The organism is Streptomyces sp. NPDC003284 (genome assembly GCF_053589675.1).
In genome coordinates this window covers 62,518-78,336 of sequence record NZ_JBSFSI010000027.1, presented here as the reverse complement: position 1 = coordinate 78,336, position 15,819 = coordinate 62,518, and the positions used below count along the sequence as shown (strand labels likewise).

Sequence of the window (15,819 nt, the reverse complement as noted above, 5' to 3'; positions counted from 1 at the left end):
CGCCAGGTCCACTCGCCCGGATCCGGCCCCTGGGGCTGCCGGTTCTGCCGTGCGGTCCCGGTCCCGGTCCCGCTGGTTCTCCCGTCCGGCTCCGCCTGCCCGGCCCTGGCCCCCGGTTCCGCCCGCCGGTTCCGCCCGCCGGTTCCGCCCGCCGGGACCCGCCCCCTCCAGCGCCGCCTGCCGGGTCCCGGCCCCAACTGGGTTCACCTGCCAGGCTCTGGCCCTCCGGGTCCGCTGCCCCGTCCTGGCCCCTCCGGGTCCGCCCGCCCGGATCCAGCCCCTGGGGCCACCGCTCCTGCCCTCCGGGCCGGGTGGTCGTAGCGCCGCATCAACCCATCGCGGCGCCCCGTCAACCGATCGGCTGATGCCGCTTCGAGCGCGTCGGGCGATGTGCGCGGGCCCCGTCCGCCGCGACGCTGGTGCCATGTCCATCATCGAAGTCAGCGAACTGCGCAAGTCCTACGGCGGCCGGGCCGTCGTCGACGGCGTCTCCTTCGCCGTCGAGGAGGGTGAGATCTTCGGCGTCCTCGGCCCCAACGGCGCCGGAAAGACCACCACCGTCGAGTGCGTCGAGGGGCTGCGTGTCCCCGACTCCGGGCGGGTCCGGGTCACCGGACTCGACCCGGTGGCCGAACGCGAGCAGGTCGCCCGGGTGCTGGGCGCCCAGCTCCAGCAGAGCGAGCTCCAGGCCAAGCTGACCGTCCGCGAGGCGCTGGAGCTGTACGCCTCCTTCTATCCGCACCCCGCCGACTGGCGCCCGCTCGCCGAGCGGCTGGGGCTGGCCCCGAAGCTCACCACCCGCTTCGCCAAGCTGTCCGGCGGCCAGAAGAAGCGGCTGTTCATCGCGCTGGCCCTCATCGGCAACCCCCGGGTCGTCGTCCTGGACGAGCTGACCACCGGGCTCGACCCGCGCGCCCGGCGCGACACCTGGCAGCTCATCGAGGACGTCCGGGCGAGCGGCGTCACCGTGCTGCTCGTCACGCACTTCATGGAGGAGGCGCAGCGGCTGTGCGACCGGATCGCCGTGATCGACCAGGGCCGGGTCGCCGCCCTGGACACCCCGCAGGGGCTGATCCGGCGCTCGGCCGGCGCCACCGTCATCAGCTTCACCCCGTCCGCGCCGGTGGACGAGGGTGACCTGAACGCGCTGCCCGAACTGGCCTCGGTGGCGTTCAAGGACGGCAGGATCACGCTGTCCGGCACCGACGCCACCGTCAACGCCGTCATCACGCTGCTCGCCCGCCACCACGTCACCGCCCACCAGCTCCGCGTCAGCGACGCCACGCTCGACGACGCGTTCCTCGACCTGACGGAGGCCGCCGCATGAGTTCCGCCGCTTTCGACCCCGCCGTACTGCGCACCGAGGCCCGGCTGTTCCGCCGGGAACCCGGCGCGATCTTCTGGATCCTGCTGTTCCCCACCCTGCTGCTGGGCATCCTCGGCTCCGTCCCGTCCTTCCGGGAGCACGACGACTCGCTCGGCGGGCTGCGGCTCGTCGACACCTACGTACCGGTCGCGGTGCTGCTCGGGCTGATCCTCGGCGGGCTCCAGGCCATGCCGCAGGTCCTCACCGGCTACCGCGAGCGCGGCATCCTGCGCCGGATGTCGGCCACCCCGGTCCGGCCGGTGGTGCTGCTCACCGCGCACATGGTGGTCTTCGCGGGCGTGGCCCTGTGCTCGGCGGTGCTCGCCCTGCTCGTGGGCCGGATCGCCTTCGGCGTCCGCCTGCCCGAGCAGCCCTTCGGCTACGCGCTCGCCCTGCTGCTGGCCGTCGCGGTCGCCCTCGCGCTCGGCTCGGTCATCTCCGCGCTCTCGCGCACCACGAAGATCGCCGGTGCGGTGGGCAGCGCGGTGCTCTTCCCGATGATGTTCTGCGCGGGACTGTGGGTGCCGGTGCGGGCCATGCCCCACGTGCTCGCCCGCTCCGTCGGCTACACCCCCTTCGGCGCGGCGGCCCAGGCCCTGGACCAGGCCGCCGCCGGACACTGGCCGGGCTGGACGCACCTGGCCGTGCTCGCCGCCTGGACGGTGCTGCTCACCGCCGGTGCCGCCCGCTGGTTCCGCTGGGAATGACCGGCGGCCCCGCCCCGTCCGGCGCCGTACCGGACACTGGGCGCATGACGAGTGCCGAGTGGAAGCAGCCGCGCGCGACCTTCGACGGATGGGGGCCGTACGCGCTGCTCGGCGTGGCCGTGCTGACCTCGGCGGGCGCGGCGGCCGGGATCGGCATGAGCCGGACGGAGATCTGGCTGGCCCTGGTCCTGACCGGTGTCGCGCTGGCCCTCCAGGTGGGCTGGCGGCGCTGGTCGCGGACCCGGCCGGAGCCGGGGCGGGTCAGCGCCTGCCTGTACTTCGTGCGCTGGGCGCTCGGCTTCGTCCTGACCTGGCTCAACCCGTTCTTCGCCTTCTACGCCGTGGCCGGCTACTACACCGCCGCCCGGCAACTGCCGCCCAGGCTCGTGCTGCCCGGCCTGTGCCTGACCGCCGTCACCATGGCCGGCAGCGAGATCGGGGGCATGCCGCCGCACGGCACGATCCTGTGGCTGGGCTTCCTCGTCGTGCTCGGCGCGAACATCGCCCTGGTCGCGGTCTTCACCCGGTTCGCCGAGCAGGAGGAGGCCCGGGGCCGCGCCCAGGCGTCCACCATCGCCGAGCTGGAACGCACCAACACCGCCCTCCAGCAGGCACTCGACGAGAACGCCGCGCTGCACGCCCAGCTCCTCGTGCAGGCCCGCGAGGCGGGCGTCGCCGACGAGCGCCGCCGGCTGGCCGCCGAGATCCACGACACCCTCGCCCAGGGCCTGACCGGCATCATCGCCCAGCTGCGGGTGGTGACGAACACCACCGACCGGGCCGCCGCCCGCGCGCACGTGGAGCGCGCCATGGAGCTGGCCCGGCACAGCCTGGGCGAGGCCCGCCGCTCGGTGCACAACCTCGCCCCGGTCGCCCTCGCCGACGCCGGGCTGCCCGAGGCGCTGCGCGACACCGTCACCGAGTGGGGCGAACGCACCGGCTGCCGGGCCGACTTCACCCTGACCGGCACCAGCGAGCAGGTGCACGACGAGGTCTCGGCGACGCTGCTGCGCATCGCCCAGGAGTCCCTGTCCAACGCGGCCCGGCACGCCCGCGCCACCCGGGTCGGCGTCACCCTGTCCTACATGGGCGACGAGATCTCCCTCGACGTACGCGACGACGGCCGCGGCTTCGACCCGCTCGCCGTGCCCGCCCGCACCCGGGCCGGGGGGTTCGGCCTGGACGGCATGCGGGCCCGCGCCGAACGCATCGCGGGCTCCCTCACCATCGAGTCGGAGCCGGGCCACGGCACGGCCGTCTCGGCTCGCGTACCGTTGGTGGGCGATGACCGATGACACCCCCATCTCGCTGCTGATCGTCGACGACCACCCGGTCGTACGGGACGGTCTGCGCGGCATGTTCGAGGCCGCCCCCGGATTCACCGTGCTCGGCGAGGCGACGGGCGGGGTGGAGGCGGTGGCGAAGGCCGCCGCGCTCGACCCGGACGTCGTCCTCATGGACCTGCGGATGCCGGGCGGGCCCGGCGTCGACGCCATCCGGGAGCTGACCCGCCGCGGCGCCCGCGCCAAGGTGCTCGTGCTGACGACGTACGACACCGACTCCGACACCCTGCCCGCGATCGAGGCGGGCGCCACGGGCTATCTGCTCAAGGACGCCCCGCGCGACGACCTGCTGGCCGCCGTCCGGGCCGCCGCCGAGGGCCGTTCGGTGCTCTCCCCGGCCGTCGCCTCCCGGCTGGTCTCCGCGGTCCGCGCCCCCGCAGCGGGCAGCGAACCGCTGTCGGCGCGCGAGCGCGAGGTGCTGGTGCTGGTCGCCCGGGGCACCTCCAACCGGGAGATCGCGCGCGAGCTGTTCATCAGCGAGGCCACCGTCAAGACCCACCTCACCCACCTGTACGCCAAGCTCGGCGTCAAGGACCGGGCGGCGGCCGTCGCGGTCGCCTACGACCGGGGGATCCTGGGCTGACCCGCCCCGGCCGCCCCGGCCGCCGCGGCCTTCTCAGGCGGCGACCCGGAGCAGCAGCACCGTGCGCCCCGGCACGGTGACCGGCGCGCCCGCCCGCAGGACCCGGCCGGGAGCCTCGGCCTGCTCCTCGCCGCCGGTGTCCACGACCACCTCGTAGCGCTCGGCCCACGGCGCCCCCGGCGGCGTGAACTCCACCGGGCCCGGACCGGCGTGCAGGACGACGAGGAAGCTGTCGTCGCGCACCGGCTCGCCCCGCTCGTCGCCGCCCGGGATGTCCCGGCCGGACAGATACATGCCCAGCGTGGCGGCGGGCGCGTACCAGTCGCCCTCCGTCATCTCGGTGCCGCCCGCGGTGAACCAGGCCACGTCCCGCAGCCCGTCCGGCGCCTGCGCGCGCCCGGAGAAGAACGTCCGGCGGCGCAGCACCGGGTGCGCGCGGCGCAGCGCGATCAGCCGGGCGGTCAGCTCGGACAGCGCCCGCCAGCCCGGGTCGTCCAGGAGCGTCCAGTCCAGCCAGCCGGTCTCGTTGTCCTGGCAGTACGCGTTGTTGTTGCCGCGCTGGGTGCGGCCCAGCTCGTCGCCCGCCACCAGCATCGGCACGCCCGTGGACAGCAGCAGCGTGGCCAGCAGGTTGCGCAGCTGTCTGCGGCGCAGCGCCCGGATCTCCTCGTCGTCGCTCTCGCCCTCCGCCCCGCAGTTCCAGGAGCGGTTGTCGTCGGTGCCGTCCCGGTTGCCCTCGCCGTTGGCCTCGTTGTGCTTGCGGTCGTAGGAGACCAGGTCGCGCAGGGTGAAACCGTCGTGCGCGGTGACGAAGTTGACCGAGGCGCAGGGGCCGCGCCCGCCCCAGGCGTACAGGTCGCTGGAGCCGGACAGCCGGTAGCCCATCTCCCGTACGTCCGGCAGGGCGTGGCGCCAGAAGTCCCGTACGGCGTCGCGGTAGCGGTCGTTCCACTCCGCCCACGGCGGCGGGAACGCCCCCACCTGGTAGCCGCCGGAGCCGATGTCCCACGGCTCGGCGATCAGCTTGACCTCGCGCAGCACCGGGTCCTGGGCGAGGGCGGCGAGGAAGGGGGAGCGCATGTCGACGCCGTGCGCGGAGCGGGCCAGCGCGGCGGCCAGGTCGAAGCGGAAGCCGTCCACGCCCATCTCGGTCACCCAGTGCCGCAGCGAGTCGGTGATCAGGCGCAGCACCTGCGGCTGCGTGGTGTCCAGGGTGTTGCCGCAGCCGGTGAAGTCGGCGTACCGGCGGGCGTCCGGGGCGAGGCGGTAGGAGCGCTGGTTGTCGACGCCCTTCAGGGACAGCGTCGGACCGTACTGGCCGGACTCGGCGGTGTGGTTGTAGACCACGTCGAGGATCACCTCGATACCGGCCGCGTGCAGGGCGCGCACCATCCGCTTGAACTCGCCGACCTGCTGGCCCGCGGTGCCCGAGGCGGAGTAGCCGCCGTGCGGGGCGAAGTAGCCGATCGAGTTGTAGCCCCAGTGGTTGCGCAGGCCCCTCGCGAGCAGATGGTCCTCGTGGGCGAACTGGTGCACCGGCAGCAGCTCCACCGCCGTCACGCCCAGCTTCACCAGGTGCGCGATCGCCGCCGGGTGGGCGAGACCGGCGTAGGTGCCGCGCAGTTCCGGCGGGATGTCCGGGTGCAGCCTGGTGAAGCCGCGCACATGCAGCTCGTAGACGACCGTGTCCGCCCACGGTGTGCCGGGGCGGTGGTCGCCCGGCCGGTCGCCGTCGTCCGCGACCACCACGCCCTTGGGGACGAAGGGCGCCGAGTCGCGGTCGTCGCGCACGGTGTCGGCGACCTGCTGGTCCGGCCAGTCCCGGACGTGCCCGTAGACCTCCGGCGGCAGCCGGAACTCGCCGTCCACCGCGCGCGCGTACGGGTCGAGCAGCAGCTTCGCCGGGTTCCAGCGGGCGCCGGTCCACGGGTCCCAGCGGCCGTGCACCCGGAAGCCGTAGCGGCGGCCGGGCCGCACACCGGGGACGAAGCCGTGCCAGATCTCGTGCGTCAGCTCGGGCAGGCGGGCGCGGGTCTCTCGGCCGTCCTCGTCGAAGAGGCAGACGTCCACGGCCTCGGCGCCGCCCGCCCACAGCGCGAAGTTGGTCCCGGCGACGCCGTCCGGGCCGATCCGGAAGCGGGCGCCCAGCGGGGCCGGGCCGCCCGGCCACACGGGTCCGGCGGGCGGCGGACCGGCCCGCCGCCCGCCGCTCACGGCGACGGCCGGACCCGCCCCTTCACCGGCCCGTCCGCCACCACCGCGCACCTCGGCACCGCGCCCGTCGCGGTCGGCGGGTGCGCTCCCGGCGGTGTGCCCGTTCCCGGTGGCGTGCCCGTCCGCCACCGCCTCCTGCCCGGCTGCGCTGGACACCAGGTCGGCCCCTCGTTCTCGGCTGATGCGGCTCGTGCGGCCCCTACGGCTTCTGCGCCTCGTGCGGCCCGTGCGGCTCCGTTCCTTCCGTGGCTCCGTCCGGCGCGGCTGCCGGGCGGCGGCCCTCTCCCCACTGTTCTGCCCAGCGCGCGGCTCGCACTCACGTTTCCCCGGAGCGGGCCGGTCGTTGGGCAGCGCGTGAGGCACGTACACGTGAGGCACGTACAAGGGCGCGCACGGCGCGCGGGGGCCGCGCTGGCCGCCGTACTGACATGGGCGGCACTGCTCGCGGCCGGGGCCGCCGGGTGCACCTCGGACGCTCCCCGGGGCGTCCCGGGCCAGCCCCCCGAGCGCACGGACACGGTCCGCGTCTCGCCGGACGACGGCACCCGGGGCGTCCGGCCCGGCACCCGGCTGCGGGTGCTGGCCGCCGGGGGGCGCCTGGAGTCCGTCCGGGTCGTGCGGTCCCGGGACGGGCAGGACACCCCGGTGCCCGGACACCTCTCCGGCGACCGCCGGACCTGGCGGCCCGACGACGACACGCTCGCCCTCGCCGCCGGGTACACGGTCGACGCGGTGGCCGTCGACGGCGACGGCCGCCGCTCCGCCCGGCACACCGCCTTCACCACCTACGTCCCCGAGGAACGCCTCGTCGCCCACGTCACCCCCGAGAACCGCGCCGTCGTCGGCACCGGCATGATCGTCTCGCTGGCCTTCAGCCGGGAGATCACCGACCGGGCCGCCGTCCAGCGCGCCGTCCGGGTCACCGCGCGGCCGCCCGTGGAGATCCGCCCGCACTGGTTCGGCGGCAGCCGCCTGGACTTCCGCCCCGAGCACTACTGGAAGCCCGGCACCCGGGTGACCGTCGCCCTGCGGCTGCGCGACGTCCGGGCGGCCCGCGGGGTCTACGGGATCCAGCACAAGTCCTTCTCCTTCACGGTCGGCCGCAGCCAGACCTCCCTGGTCGACGCGGCGGCGCACACCATGCAGGTGCGCCGCGACGGCGCCCTGCTGGCCACCGTGCCCGTCACCGCCGGGGCGCCGGACCACCCCACCTACAACGGCAGGATGGTGGTGATGGAGATGCTGGACGTCACCCGGATGAACGGCCGGACGGTGGGCTTCGGCGGCGAGTACGACATCGCCGACGTCCCGCACGCCATGCGGCTCACCGACTCCGGTACGTTCCTGCACGGCAACTACTGGTCGGTGCCGGACCCGTTCGGCCGCGCGAACGTCTCCCACGGCTGCGTGGGCCTGAAGGACGTCAGGGGCGGCGCCTCCGACACCCCGGCGGGCTGGTTCTTCGACCGCAGCCTCGTCGGGGACGTGGTGGAGGTCGCCCACAGCGACGACAGGACGGTCGCCGCGAGCAACGGCCTGGGCGGCTGGAACATGGACTGGGCGCACTGGACGGCGGGCAGCGCGGTCAAGTGACCTGCGGGCGGCGCCTGCTGACGACCGGTCGACGGCACGCGCGGCACACCGCACCGGGTCCGGCGGACCCCTTCCCCGCCGCCGTGTCCGGAGGCTGTTGAACCTGGAACGGAACGGTGACATTCGGCTGACGATCTGCTCATGACCTTGTGGTTACTATGCGCCGATGTGCGCGGTAGGCGCTGGGGCTCGGGCCTGACCGGCCCGGGGGAGGAGACGAAGGTGAACGTGCGGCCTATTACGGGGGCGTCGGCGGGGACGGGCCGGCGACCGGGCCGAGGGGGACGACGGGGGAGCACGGGGGCGCTGGCGCTGGTCTCCGGCGCGCTGCTCCTCGCGGTCACGGCCTGCGGCGGCGGCGACTCCGACGTGAACGGCCAGGGCACGGGCAAGGACGCCGGTGCCGCCGCCGAGAGCAAGCAGTCGCAGGCCGTCCTCAGCGTCGCGCCCAAGGACGGTTCGACGTCCGTCGACACCAGCGGCGCGCTGAAGGTCGGCGTGAGCAAGGGGACGCTCACCCAGGTCGTCGTCAAGGACGCCAAGGGCACCGAGATAGCCGGGAAGATATCCGGCGGCACCGCCTGGACGCCGTCGACCCATCTGGCCGCCTCGACCAAGTACACGGTCCACGCCGTCGCCAAGGACGCCGAGGGCCGGCAGGCGGCCCAGGACAGCAGCTTCACCACCCTGACGCCGAAGAACACCTTCATCGGCAGCTTCACCCCCGAGGACGGCTCCACCGTCGGGGTCGGGATGCCGTTCTCCGTCAACTTCACCCGGGGCATCACACACCCGGAGGCCGTAGAGAAGGCCATCGAGGTCAAGACCGAGCCGGCCGTCGACGTCGAGGGCCACTGGTTCGGCAACGACCGGCTCGACTTCCGCCCCGAGCAGTACTGGAAGTCCGGCACCAAGGTCACCGTCAAGCTCAGCCTGGACGGCGTGGAGGGCCGCCCCGGCGTCTACGGCAAGCAGTCCAAGACCATCTCCTTCACCATCGGCCGCAACCAGGTCTCCGTCGTGGACGCCAAGAAGCACACGATGAAGGTCACCCAGGACGGCAGGACCGTGAAGACCCTCCCGGTCACCACCGGCAAGCCCGGCTACGACACCTGGAACGGCCGCATGGTCATCAGCGAGAAGCTCTCGGTGACCCGGATGAACGGCGAGACCGTCGGCTACGGCGGCGAGTACGACATCAAGGACGTCCCGCACGCCATCCGCCTGACCACCTCCGGCACCTTCGCGCACGGCAACTACTGGGGCGGCGACGCCTTCGGCAACTACAACGCCAGCCACGGCTGCATCGGCCTGCGCGACGTGCGCGGCGGCGGGGACAGCTCCACGCCCGCCGCCTGGTTCTTCAACCACTCGATGATCGGCGACGTGGTCGAGGTCAAGAACGCCCACGAGAAGACCGTCGCCCCGGACAACGGCTTCAACGGCTGGAACATGTCGTGGGAGAAGTGGAAGTCGTAGCGGACCGCCGCCCGCGCCCCTGACCCGGGAGCGCGGACCCGTCCCCCGGCCCCGGTGTGCCGCCGCGCACACCGGGGCTGACCCGTGCGTGAACGACCGCTAACCTGCGGGGCATGACCGTAACTCTGGAAGTCGCCGAGGGCGTCGGCACGCTGCGCCTGGCCCGCCCGCCCATGAACGCGCTCGACGTCGCCACGCAGGACCGGCTGAAGGAACTCGCCGAGGAGGCCACCGCCCGCGCGGACGTCCGCGCGGTGGTGATCTACGGCGGCGAGAAGGTGTTCGCGGCCGGCGCGGACATCAAGGAGATGCAGGTGATGGACCACGCGGCGATGGTGTCGCGGGCCCGTGCCCTCCAGGACTCCTTCACCGCCGTGGCCCGCATCCCCAAGCCGGTGGTCGCCGCGGTCACCGGCTACGCGCTGGGCGGCGGCTGCGAACTGGCGCTGTGCGCCGACTACCGCATCGCCGCCGACAACGCCAAGCTCGGCCAGCCGGAGATCCTGCTCGGGCTGATCCCGGGCGCGGGCGGCACCCAGCGGCTGGCCCGGCTGATCGGGCCCTCCCGGGCCAAGGACCTCATCTTCACCGGCCGCCAGGTCAGGGCCGACGAGGCCCTCGCGCTCGGTCTGGTGGACCGGGTGGTCCCGGCCGCCGAGGTCTACGAGGCGGCGCACGCCTGGGCGGCGCGGCTCGCCCAGGGCCCGGCGATCGCGCTGCGCGCCGCCAAGGAGGCCGTGGACACCGGCCTGGAGACCGACCTGGACACCGGCCTCGCCGTCGAACGCACCTGGTTCGCGGGCCTCTTCGCCACGGAGGACCGTGAGCGCGGCATGCGCAGCTTCGTGGCGGAGGGGCCGGGGAAGGCGAAGTTCCTCTGACCCCGGGGGCCTGGGCCTGGGCCTGACGGCCGCTCGCGGATCGCTCGAAGGGGCGTCCAGGTCCGCCCCGCGACGGTTCCGGGTGCGTGGCGCCGCCGCCCCCGCACCGGGGCCGCCGCCCGGAGCGTCCCCCGCAGGCCGGAAGGCAGGCAGGCAGGTCCGCCCCGGCCCCGGAGCGCCTGGCATATGCCGCGCGAAGGCGGACCGGCGGGGGCGTGCGAGGGGCGCATTCCCGGGGAACGGCCACGGTGGGCGCCGGGGGCGGCCATGATGGGGGCATGGCGGGGCTGGAGGGCATCGAACAGCCGCGGGGACCGGAACACACGGCGGCCGTGGCGCGCTGGTCTCCCGCGGTGGCGGACGAACGCGCCCTGGCCGCACTGGAGTTGTACGGCGACCCGAGCGAGGAGGACGTCCGGCTGCCGTCCCGCCCCGAGTCGGCGGCCGTCGCCCGCAGGCTCGTCCAGATCGTCGTCCTGCGCTGGGGCATGTCCCCGAGGCTGGCCGAGGACGCGGTGCTGCTCGTCTCCGAACTCGTGGGCAACGCCGTACGGCACACCGGGGCCCGCGTGTTCGGTCTGCGGGTCCGCCGCCGCACCGGCAGGATCCGCGTCGAGGTGCGCGACCCCTCCCGCGGCCTGCCCTGCCTCATGCCCGTCCAGGACCTCGACGTCAGCGGCCGCGGCCTGACCCTGGTCGACAAACTGTCCGACCGCTGGGGCGTCGACCTGCTGCCCCGCGGCAAGACCACCTGGTTCGAGATACGCGCCGCGGACCGCTGACCGCCGCACACCCCCCACCGACCGGGCGCGACGCGCCACCTCTCCGACCGGGCACGCCCGGCACCCGCCCCTCGGATCCGTCCGACGCGCATCCGCCGGTCGCGGCAGATGCGCGCCCGGCGGGGTGGGTTCGGCGTCGGGCCGCAGGTCGGCTGCTGGCGGTCGCCGGGGGGGGGAGTACGCCCCACGACCCACCCGTAGGGCTCGCCCGGCACGTACCCGCCGGGGTCTCGGCCGGATCCGCTTCTGCCGGGCTCGTCCGCCACATACCCGACCCGCACGTACCCGCCACGCACCCGCAGGGCCCGCCCCGCACGTACCGCCGGGCCGCCCCGACCGGCCTGACGTCCGTTCACCACCCCCGCGCCCGGCGGGCATCCGTGTGAATCGCCCGTTTTCTTACTTTGCGCCCCTTAAATGGTGCGGGTGACCACCACCGACCGTCGTGGCGTGCTGCGGGCCGGTGCCGGGCTTGTCGCCGGGGGCGCGTTCGCCGCCGGATGCGCGCCCGGTACCGCCCCGCACCCCGCCGCGTCCGCCGCCCCGCGCCACGCGTCCGGCCCCGCCGAGCGCGGCGCGACACACCCCGCCGCGTCACCCGCGCCCGCCCCCGCCCCGCGCGCCTTTCCCGGGCAGCCCGCGCAGATCGGCCACGGACCGCGCGACCGGCCCCGGGTGGCCCTCACCTTCCACGGCCAGGGCGACCCGGCCCTCGCCCGCACGCTGCTCACCACCGCCGAACGGCACGGCGCCCGGGTGACCGTGCTCGCCGTCGGCACCTGGCTGGACGCGCACCCGGAGATGGCCCGCCGGATCCTCGACGGCGGCCACGACCTCGGCAACCACACCCAGCGCCACCTGTCCGTCAACGACATGCCCGAGGCCGAGGCGCGCGCCGAGATCACCGGCTGCGCCGACCGCCTCAAGCGGCTCACCGGCTCGATCGGCACCTGGTTCCGGCCCTCGCGCGCCGTCACCGCCTCCCCGCTGGTGGCCCGGCTGGCACGCGCCGCCGGCTACCCGCACGTGCTCTCCTACGACGTCGACTCGCTCGACTACACCTCGCCCGGCGCCGCAGCCGTCACCCGCACCGTGCTGGCGGGCGTCCGCCCCGGGTCCGTGGTGAGCCTGCACTTCGGTTACCCCGGCACGGCCACCGCCCTGCCCGCCCTCCTCGACGAACTCGACCGCCGCGGCCTCCACGCGGTCACCACCACGGAGCTGCTGAGCTGATGCCCCCTCGCCCCGCCCCTTCCCTCCACGGCCTCGCCCGTTCCCCCCGTGCCTCCCGCCTCCCGCGCGTCACCCGGCTGCTCGCCGCCGGGGCGTCGTGCGCCGCCCTCGCGGCACTGGCCGCCTGCGGCAGCGGCGGCCAGGACCACCGCACCGACGAGGCCCTGGCCAGCCGGGCGCCCGCCCAGCGGCCCGAGCAGGTGGCGGCCGACGCCCTGCCCGGCATGCCGCCGGTCCTCGACCCCAGGGACGTCTACGCCGCCGACCGCGCGAACCGGCTCTCCCCGGCCGTCGCGGGCTTCCCCTCGCGCGTCTACGTGCCCAACACCAACTCGAACACGGTCACCGTCATCGACCCGAAGACGTACAAGGTCACCGAGACCATCCCGGTCGGCCGCCAGCCGCAGCACGTCGTGCCGTCCTGGGACCTGAAGACGCTGTGGGTCAACAACGACCTCGGCAACTCCCTGACCCCCATCGACCCGCGCACGGGCAAGGCGGGCAAGCCGGTCGACGTGCACGACCCGTACAACCTGTACTTCACCCCGGACGGCAAGTACGCCGTGGTGATGGCCTCCAAGGACCGCCGGCTCGTCTTCCGCGACGCGCACACCATGAAGGTGGTGAAGTCCGTCCCGGTGGCCTGCGGCGGCGTCAACCACGCCGACTTCTCGCCGAACGGCCGCTACTTCATCGTCTCCTGCGAGTTCAGCGGCGAACTCCTCAAGGTCGACACCGCGGCCATGAAGGTCGTCGCGCACCAGAAGCTGGACGTCCACGGCGCCATGCCGCAGGACGTGAAGATCTCGCCCGACGGCAGGAAGTTCTACATCGCCGACATGGTCGCCGACGGACTGTGGATCCTGGACGGCGACACCTTCGCCAAGCCCGCGTTCCTGCACACCGGCAAGGGCGCCCACGGCCTCTACGTCAGCCGCGACTCCCGGGTGATGTACATCTCCAACCGCGGCGAGGGCACCGTCTCCGTCTTCGACTTCGCCAAGGACAGGCTCACCGCCAAGTGGCGCCTGCCGCACGGCGGCAGCCCCGACATGGGCGGCGTCTCCGCCGACGGCAAGGTGCTCTGGCTGTCGGGCCGCTACAACTCCGAGGTGTACGCCATCGACACCCGCACCGGCAGGCAGCTGGCCCGCATCAAGGTCGGCAGCGGACCGCACGGCCTCGCCGTCTATCCGCAGCCCGGCCGCTACTCGCTCGGCCACACGGGCGTCTTCCGCTGACCCCGCCCCCGGTGTCCCCCGCGGGTGGCCGCGGCGTCGCGGATCCGGCCGGACCGTTAATCTGACCTGCGTCAGTACGGCAGCGGCCGGTACGGCATTCGGCCGAATCCGGCCGTATCCGGCCGTACAGCAGACGCGAAGCGACACAGAGGGGCGGATCGGTGGCGGACATCGACGAGGCACGCGAGCAGTTCAACCGTTTGGACGCGGACGGCGACGGGTTCGTCACCGCCGCCGAGTTCAAGACCGCCCTCGCGCAGGGAGGCGACTGGAACGTCACCGAGTCGGTGGCGGAGGCGATCATCAAGACGCGGGACCTCGACGGCGACAAGGTCCTGTCCTTCGACGAGTTCTGGGCCTTCCTGAACAAGTGACCCGTACGGAAGGGGCGCCCGGCGGACCACCGCCGGGCGCCCCTTCCACGTCACCTCACCCCGCGCCCGTCACCGCGCGGCCCGGTTCACGGCGGCCAGCACCGCGTGCACGGCGGCCGCCAGCGACGAGGCGTCCCGCCCGGCGCCCCACGCCGTCGCACCGTTCACCCGGCACTCGGCGTACGCGGTCGTCACCTCGGCGCCGCCCTCCTCGCCGGGCGCCGCCGACCGGTGCTCGGCGAAGTCGAGCACGGCCACGGCGAGTCCGGCCCCGGCGAGCGCGTCCACGAAGGCGCTCACCGGCCCGTCCCCGGTGCCCTCGTGGTCGCCGGTGCGGTCGCCGTACGCCAGCGAGCACACGAAGCGGTGCGCGCCGGACGGCTCCCGGTGCACCGACCAGGCGTCCAGCCGCATCGGCCCGTCCACCGCCAGATACGTCGTGCGGAACAGCTCGTACAGCTCCGTCGGCGTCGCCTCGCGCCCGCTGCCGTCCGTGGCCTCCTGGACCGTCCGCGACACCTCCGGCCGCATCCGCCGCGGCAGGTCCAGACCCGCGTGCGCGCGCAGCAGATACGCCACCCCGCCCTTGCCCGACTGGGAGTTGACCCGGATCACCGCCTCGTAGGACCGGCCCACGTCGGCCGGGTCGATCGGCAGGTACGGCACCGACCACGGCGCCAGCTCCGGCGCGGTGCCCGTCTCGGCGGCACGCCGGGCGTGCGCGTCCAGGCCCTTGCTGATCGCGTCCTGGTGGGTGCCGGAGAACGCGGTGTGGACGAGGTCGCCCGCGTAAGGGTGGCGCGGATGCACCGGCAGCCGGTTGCAGTGCTCCACCGTCGCCCGCACCGCGTCGATGTCGCTGAAGTCGACCATCGGGTCGACGCCCTGCGCGTACAGATTGAGCGCCAGGGTCACCAGGTCCACGTTCCCGGTGCGCTCGCCGTTGCCGAACAGACAGCCCTCGACCCGCTGCGCGCCCGCCAGCACGGCGAGTTCGGCGCAGGCGACGCCGGTGCCGCGGTCGTTGTGCGGGTGCACCGAGAGGATCACCGCGTCCCGGCGGGACAGATTGCGGTGCACGTACTCGATCTGGTCCGCGTAGACGTTCGGGGTGGCGATCTCCACCGTGGCGGGGAGGTTGTGCGTGACCGGCCGGTCCGGGCTCGCGTCCCACAGCTCGGTGAGCCCGTCGCACAGTTCCAGGACGTAGTCCGGTTCGGTGAGGTTGAAGGTCTCCGGGGAGAACTGGAAGCGGAGGTGCGCGCCGCCGCCGGGCAGGGCGTCCGCGCACCGCGCCATGTGCGCCGCCGCCTCCCGTACGCTCGCGCGCACCCCGTCCCGGTCCCGCCCGAGCACCACCTCGCGCCAGACGGGCGAGGTCGCCATGTACAGGTGGACGACGGCCCGCGGCAGCCCCGCCACCGCCTCGAAGGTGCGGTCGATCAGATCCCGGCGGGCCGGGGTGAAGACGACGGGTGTGACGTCGTCGGGCACGGCGCCGCTGGTCACCAGGTGCCGGACGAAGTCGAAGTCGGTGCGGCTCGCCGACGGGTAGCCGACCTCGATCTCCTTGAACCCCAGCCGCACCAGCAGATCGAAGAAGCGGCGCTTGCGCGGGGTGTCCATCGGCTCGGCCAGCGCCTGGTTGCCGTCGCGCAGGTCGACCGGGACCCACAGCGGCGCGCGCTCGATCCGGGCGGACGGCCAGGTGCGGCCCCCGGCCGGGACGGGCACGCGCACCCGCTCCTGGAAGGGGCGGTAGCGGTGGTACGGCATGGGCCCGGGACGCTGCGGGTTCCACGGTGGTCTCTCGTACGGGGCGGTGGGATGCGCGGTGGTGGTGCTCGGGGTGGTGGTCATCGTCTGCTGGTGCCCTTCGGCGGGTCGGACGGTGACCGGCGGCACGGCGCCCCGCGGCGGGGCGCCGGTCGTGTCAGACCCCGCCGCGGCAGCCGAGAAGAACGAGAAGGACGAGAAGAAGCGGAGCGCGGAACGTCATGGCGGTACGCTAGCGACTCCTCAG

General features: G+C 74.3%; 13 protein-coding genes. 11 read left to right on the top strand and 2 right to left on the bottom strand.

Annotated features, from left to right (window positions below):
* Positions 1-424 precede the first annotated feature (424 nt).
* From ACWDYF_RS34360 to ACWDYF_RS34345, 4 genes are read left to right on the top strand one after another with little or no spacing between them, the layout of a single operon-like run.
* The gene (locus ACWDYF_RS34360; RefSeq protein ID WP_389470192.1) at positions 425-1,327 is read left to right on the top strand and encodes an ABC transporter ATP-binding protein; all 903 of its coding nucleotides are present in this window, start codon (positions 425-427) and stop codon (positions 1,325-1,327) included.
* Entirely contained in the window at positions 1,324-2,073 is a 750-nt protein-coding gene (locus ACWDYF_RS34355) for an ABC transporter permease (protein WP_389470190.1), read from the top strand. The genes ACWDYF_RS34360 and ACWDYF_RS34355 overlap by 4 nt, the downstream gene beginning before the upstream one ends.
* 44 nt (positions 2,074-2,117) lie before the next feature.
* Positions 2,118-3,368 carry a sensor histidine kinase gene (locus ACWDYF_RS34350; protein ID WP_381742735.1) on the top strand — a complete coding sequence of 417 codons (1,251 nt, stop codon included), beginning with the start codon at positions 2,118-2,120 and terminating at the stop codon, positions 3,366-3,368.
* Positions 3,358-3,999: a response regulator gene (locus ACWDYF_RS34345; protein ID WP_018568581.1), complete on the top strand. Its 642-nt coding sequence runs from the start codon at positions 3,358-3,360 to the stop codon at positions 3,997-3,999. The genes ACWDYF_RS34350 and ACWDYF_RS34345 overlap by 11 nt, the downstream gene beginning before the upstream one ends.
* A 33-nt stretch (positions 4,000-4,032) precedes the next feature.
* Here the strand turns inward: ACWDYF_RS34345 and glgX are convergent, their stop codons facing one another.
* Positions 4,033-6,369: a glycogen debranching protein GlgX gene (gene glgX, locus ACWDYF_RS34340; RefSeq protein WP_389470186.1), complete on the bottom strand. Its 2,337-nt coding sequence runs from the start codon at positions 6,367-6,369 to the stop codon at positions 4,033-4,035.
* A gap of 213 nt (positions 6,370-6,582) precedes the next feature.
* On the opposite strand from glgX, the gene ACWDYF_RS34335 reads away from it, so the two are divergent.
* The 7 genes from ACWDYF_RS34335 to ACWDYF_RS34305 all read left to right on the top strand — a co-directional run bounded on the left by ACWDYF_RS34335 (position 6,583) and on the right by ACWDYF_RS34305 (position 13,796).
* Complete coding sequence (locus ACWDYF_RS34335; protein ID WP_389470183.1) at positions 6,583-7,806, top strand: L,D-transpeptidase; 1,224 nt, start codon at positions 6,583-6,585, stop codon at positions 7,804-7,806.
* A gap of 222 nt (positions 7,807-8,028) precedes the next feature.
* Positions 8,029-9,285 (top strand): L,D-transpeptidase, encoded by a 1,257-nt coding sequence (locus ACWDYF_RS34330; RefSeq protein ID WP_389470252.1) that lies wholly within the window; start codon positions 8,029-8,031, stop codon positions 9,283-9,285.
* Between the two features lie 113 nt (positions 9,286-9,398).
* Entirely contained in the window at positions 9,399-10,166 is a 768-nt protein-coding gene (locus ACWDYF_RS34325; protein ID WP_381742741.1) for an enoyl-CoA hydratase/isomerase family protein, read from the top strand.
* 278 nt (positions 10,167-10,444) lie between these two features.
* Positions 10,445-10,948 carry an ATP-binding protein gene (locus tag ACWDYF_RS34320; RefSeq protein WP_018568586.1) on the top strand — a complete coding sequence of 168 codons (504 nt, stop codon included), beginning with the start codon at positions 10,445-10,447 and terminating at the stop codon, positions 10,946-10,948.
* A gap of 417 nt (positions 10,949-11,365) precedes the next feature.
* Positions 11,366-12,181, top strand: coding sequence for a polysaccharide deacetylase family protein (locus tag ACWDYF_RS34315; protein WP_381742743.1), 816 nt, complete (start codon positions 11,366-11,368; stop codon positions 12,179-12,181).
* A complete protein-coding gene (locus ACWDYF_RS34310; RefSeq protein ID WP_389470179.1) occupies positions 12,181-13,422 on the top strand; it encodes a YncE family protein in 1,242 nt (413 codons plus the stop codon). The genes ACWDYF_RS34315 and ACWDYF_RS34310 overlap by 1 nt, the downstream gene beginning before the upstream one ends.
* Positions 13,423-13,583: 161 nt before the next feature.
* Positions 13,584-13,796 carry an EF-hand domain-containing protein gene (locus tag ACWDYF_RS34305; RefSeq protein WP_018568589.1) on the top strand — a complete coding sequence of 71 codons (213 nt, stop codon included), beginning with the start codon at positions 13,584-13,586 and terminating at the stop codon, positions 13,794-13,796.
* Positions 13,797-13,865: 69 nt separating this feature from the next.
* Here the strand turns inward: ACWDYF_RS34305 and leuA are convergent, their stop codons facing one another.
* Positions 13,866-15,656 carry a 2-isopropylmalate synthase gene (leuA, locus tag ACWDYF_RS34300; protein WP_389473746.1) on the bottom strand — a complete coding sequence of 597 codons (1,791 nt, stop codon included), beginning with the start codon at positions 15,654-15,656 and terminating at the stop codon, positions 13,866-13,868.
* Positions 15,657-15,819 lie beyond the last annotated feature (163 nt).

Bases quoted from the DNA above. Each gene is read 5' to 3' on its own strand.
- ACWDYF_RS34325 (WP_381742741.1), top strand. From the start codon at position 9,399: ATGACCGTAACTCTGGAAGTCGCCGAGGGCGTCGGCACGCTGCGCCTG.
- ACWDYF_RS34360 (WP_389470192.1), top strand. From the start codon at position 425: ATGTCCATCATCGAAGTCAGCGAACTGCGCAAGTCCTACGGCGGCCGG.
- ACWDYF_RS34355 (WP_389470190.1), top strand. From the start codon at position 1,324: ATGAGTTCCGCCGCTTTCGACCCCGCCGTACTGCGCACCGAGGCCCGG.
- ACWDYF_RS34320 (WP_018568586.1), top strand. From the start codon at position 10,445: ATGGCGGGGCTGGAGGGCATCGAACAGCCGCGGGGACCGGAACACACG.
- leuA (WP_389473746.1), bottom strand. From the start codon at position 15,656: ATGACCACCACCCCGAGCACCACCACCGCGCATCCCACCGCCCCGTAC.
- ACWDYF_RS34350 (WP_381742735.1), top strand. From the start codon at position 2,118: ATGACGAGTGCCGAGTGGAAGCAGCCGCGCGCGACCTTCGACGGATGG.
- ACWDYF_RS34345 (WP_018568581.1), top strand. From the start codon at position 3,358: ATGACCGATGACACCCCCATCTCGCTGCTGATCGTCGACGACCACCCG.
- ACWDYF_RS34315 (WP_381742743.1), top strand. From the start codon at position 11,366: ATGGTGCGGGTGACCACCACCGACCGTCGTGGCGTGCTGCGGGCCGGT.
- ACWDYF_RS34310 (WP_389470179.1), top strand. From the start codon at position 12,181: ATGCCCCCTCGCCCCGCCCCTTCCCTCCACGGCCTCGCCCGTTCCCCC.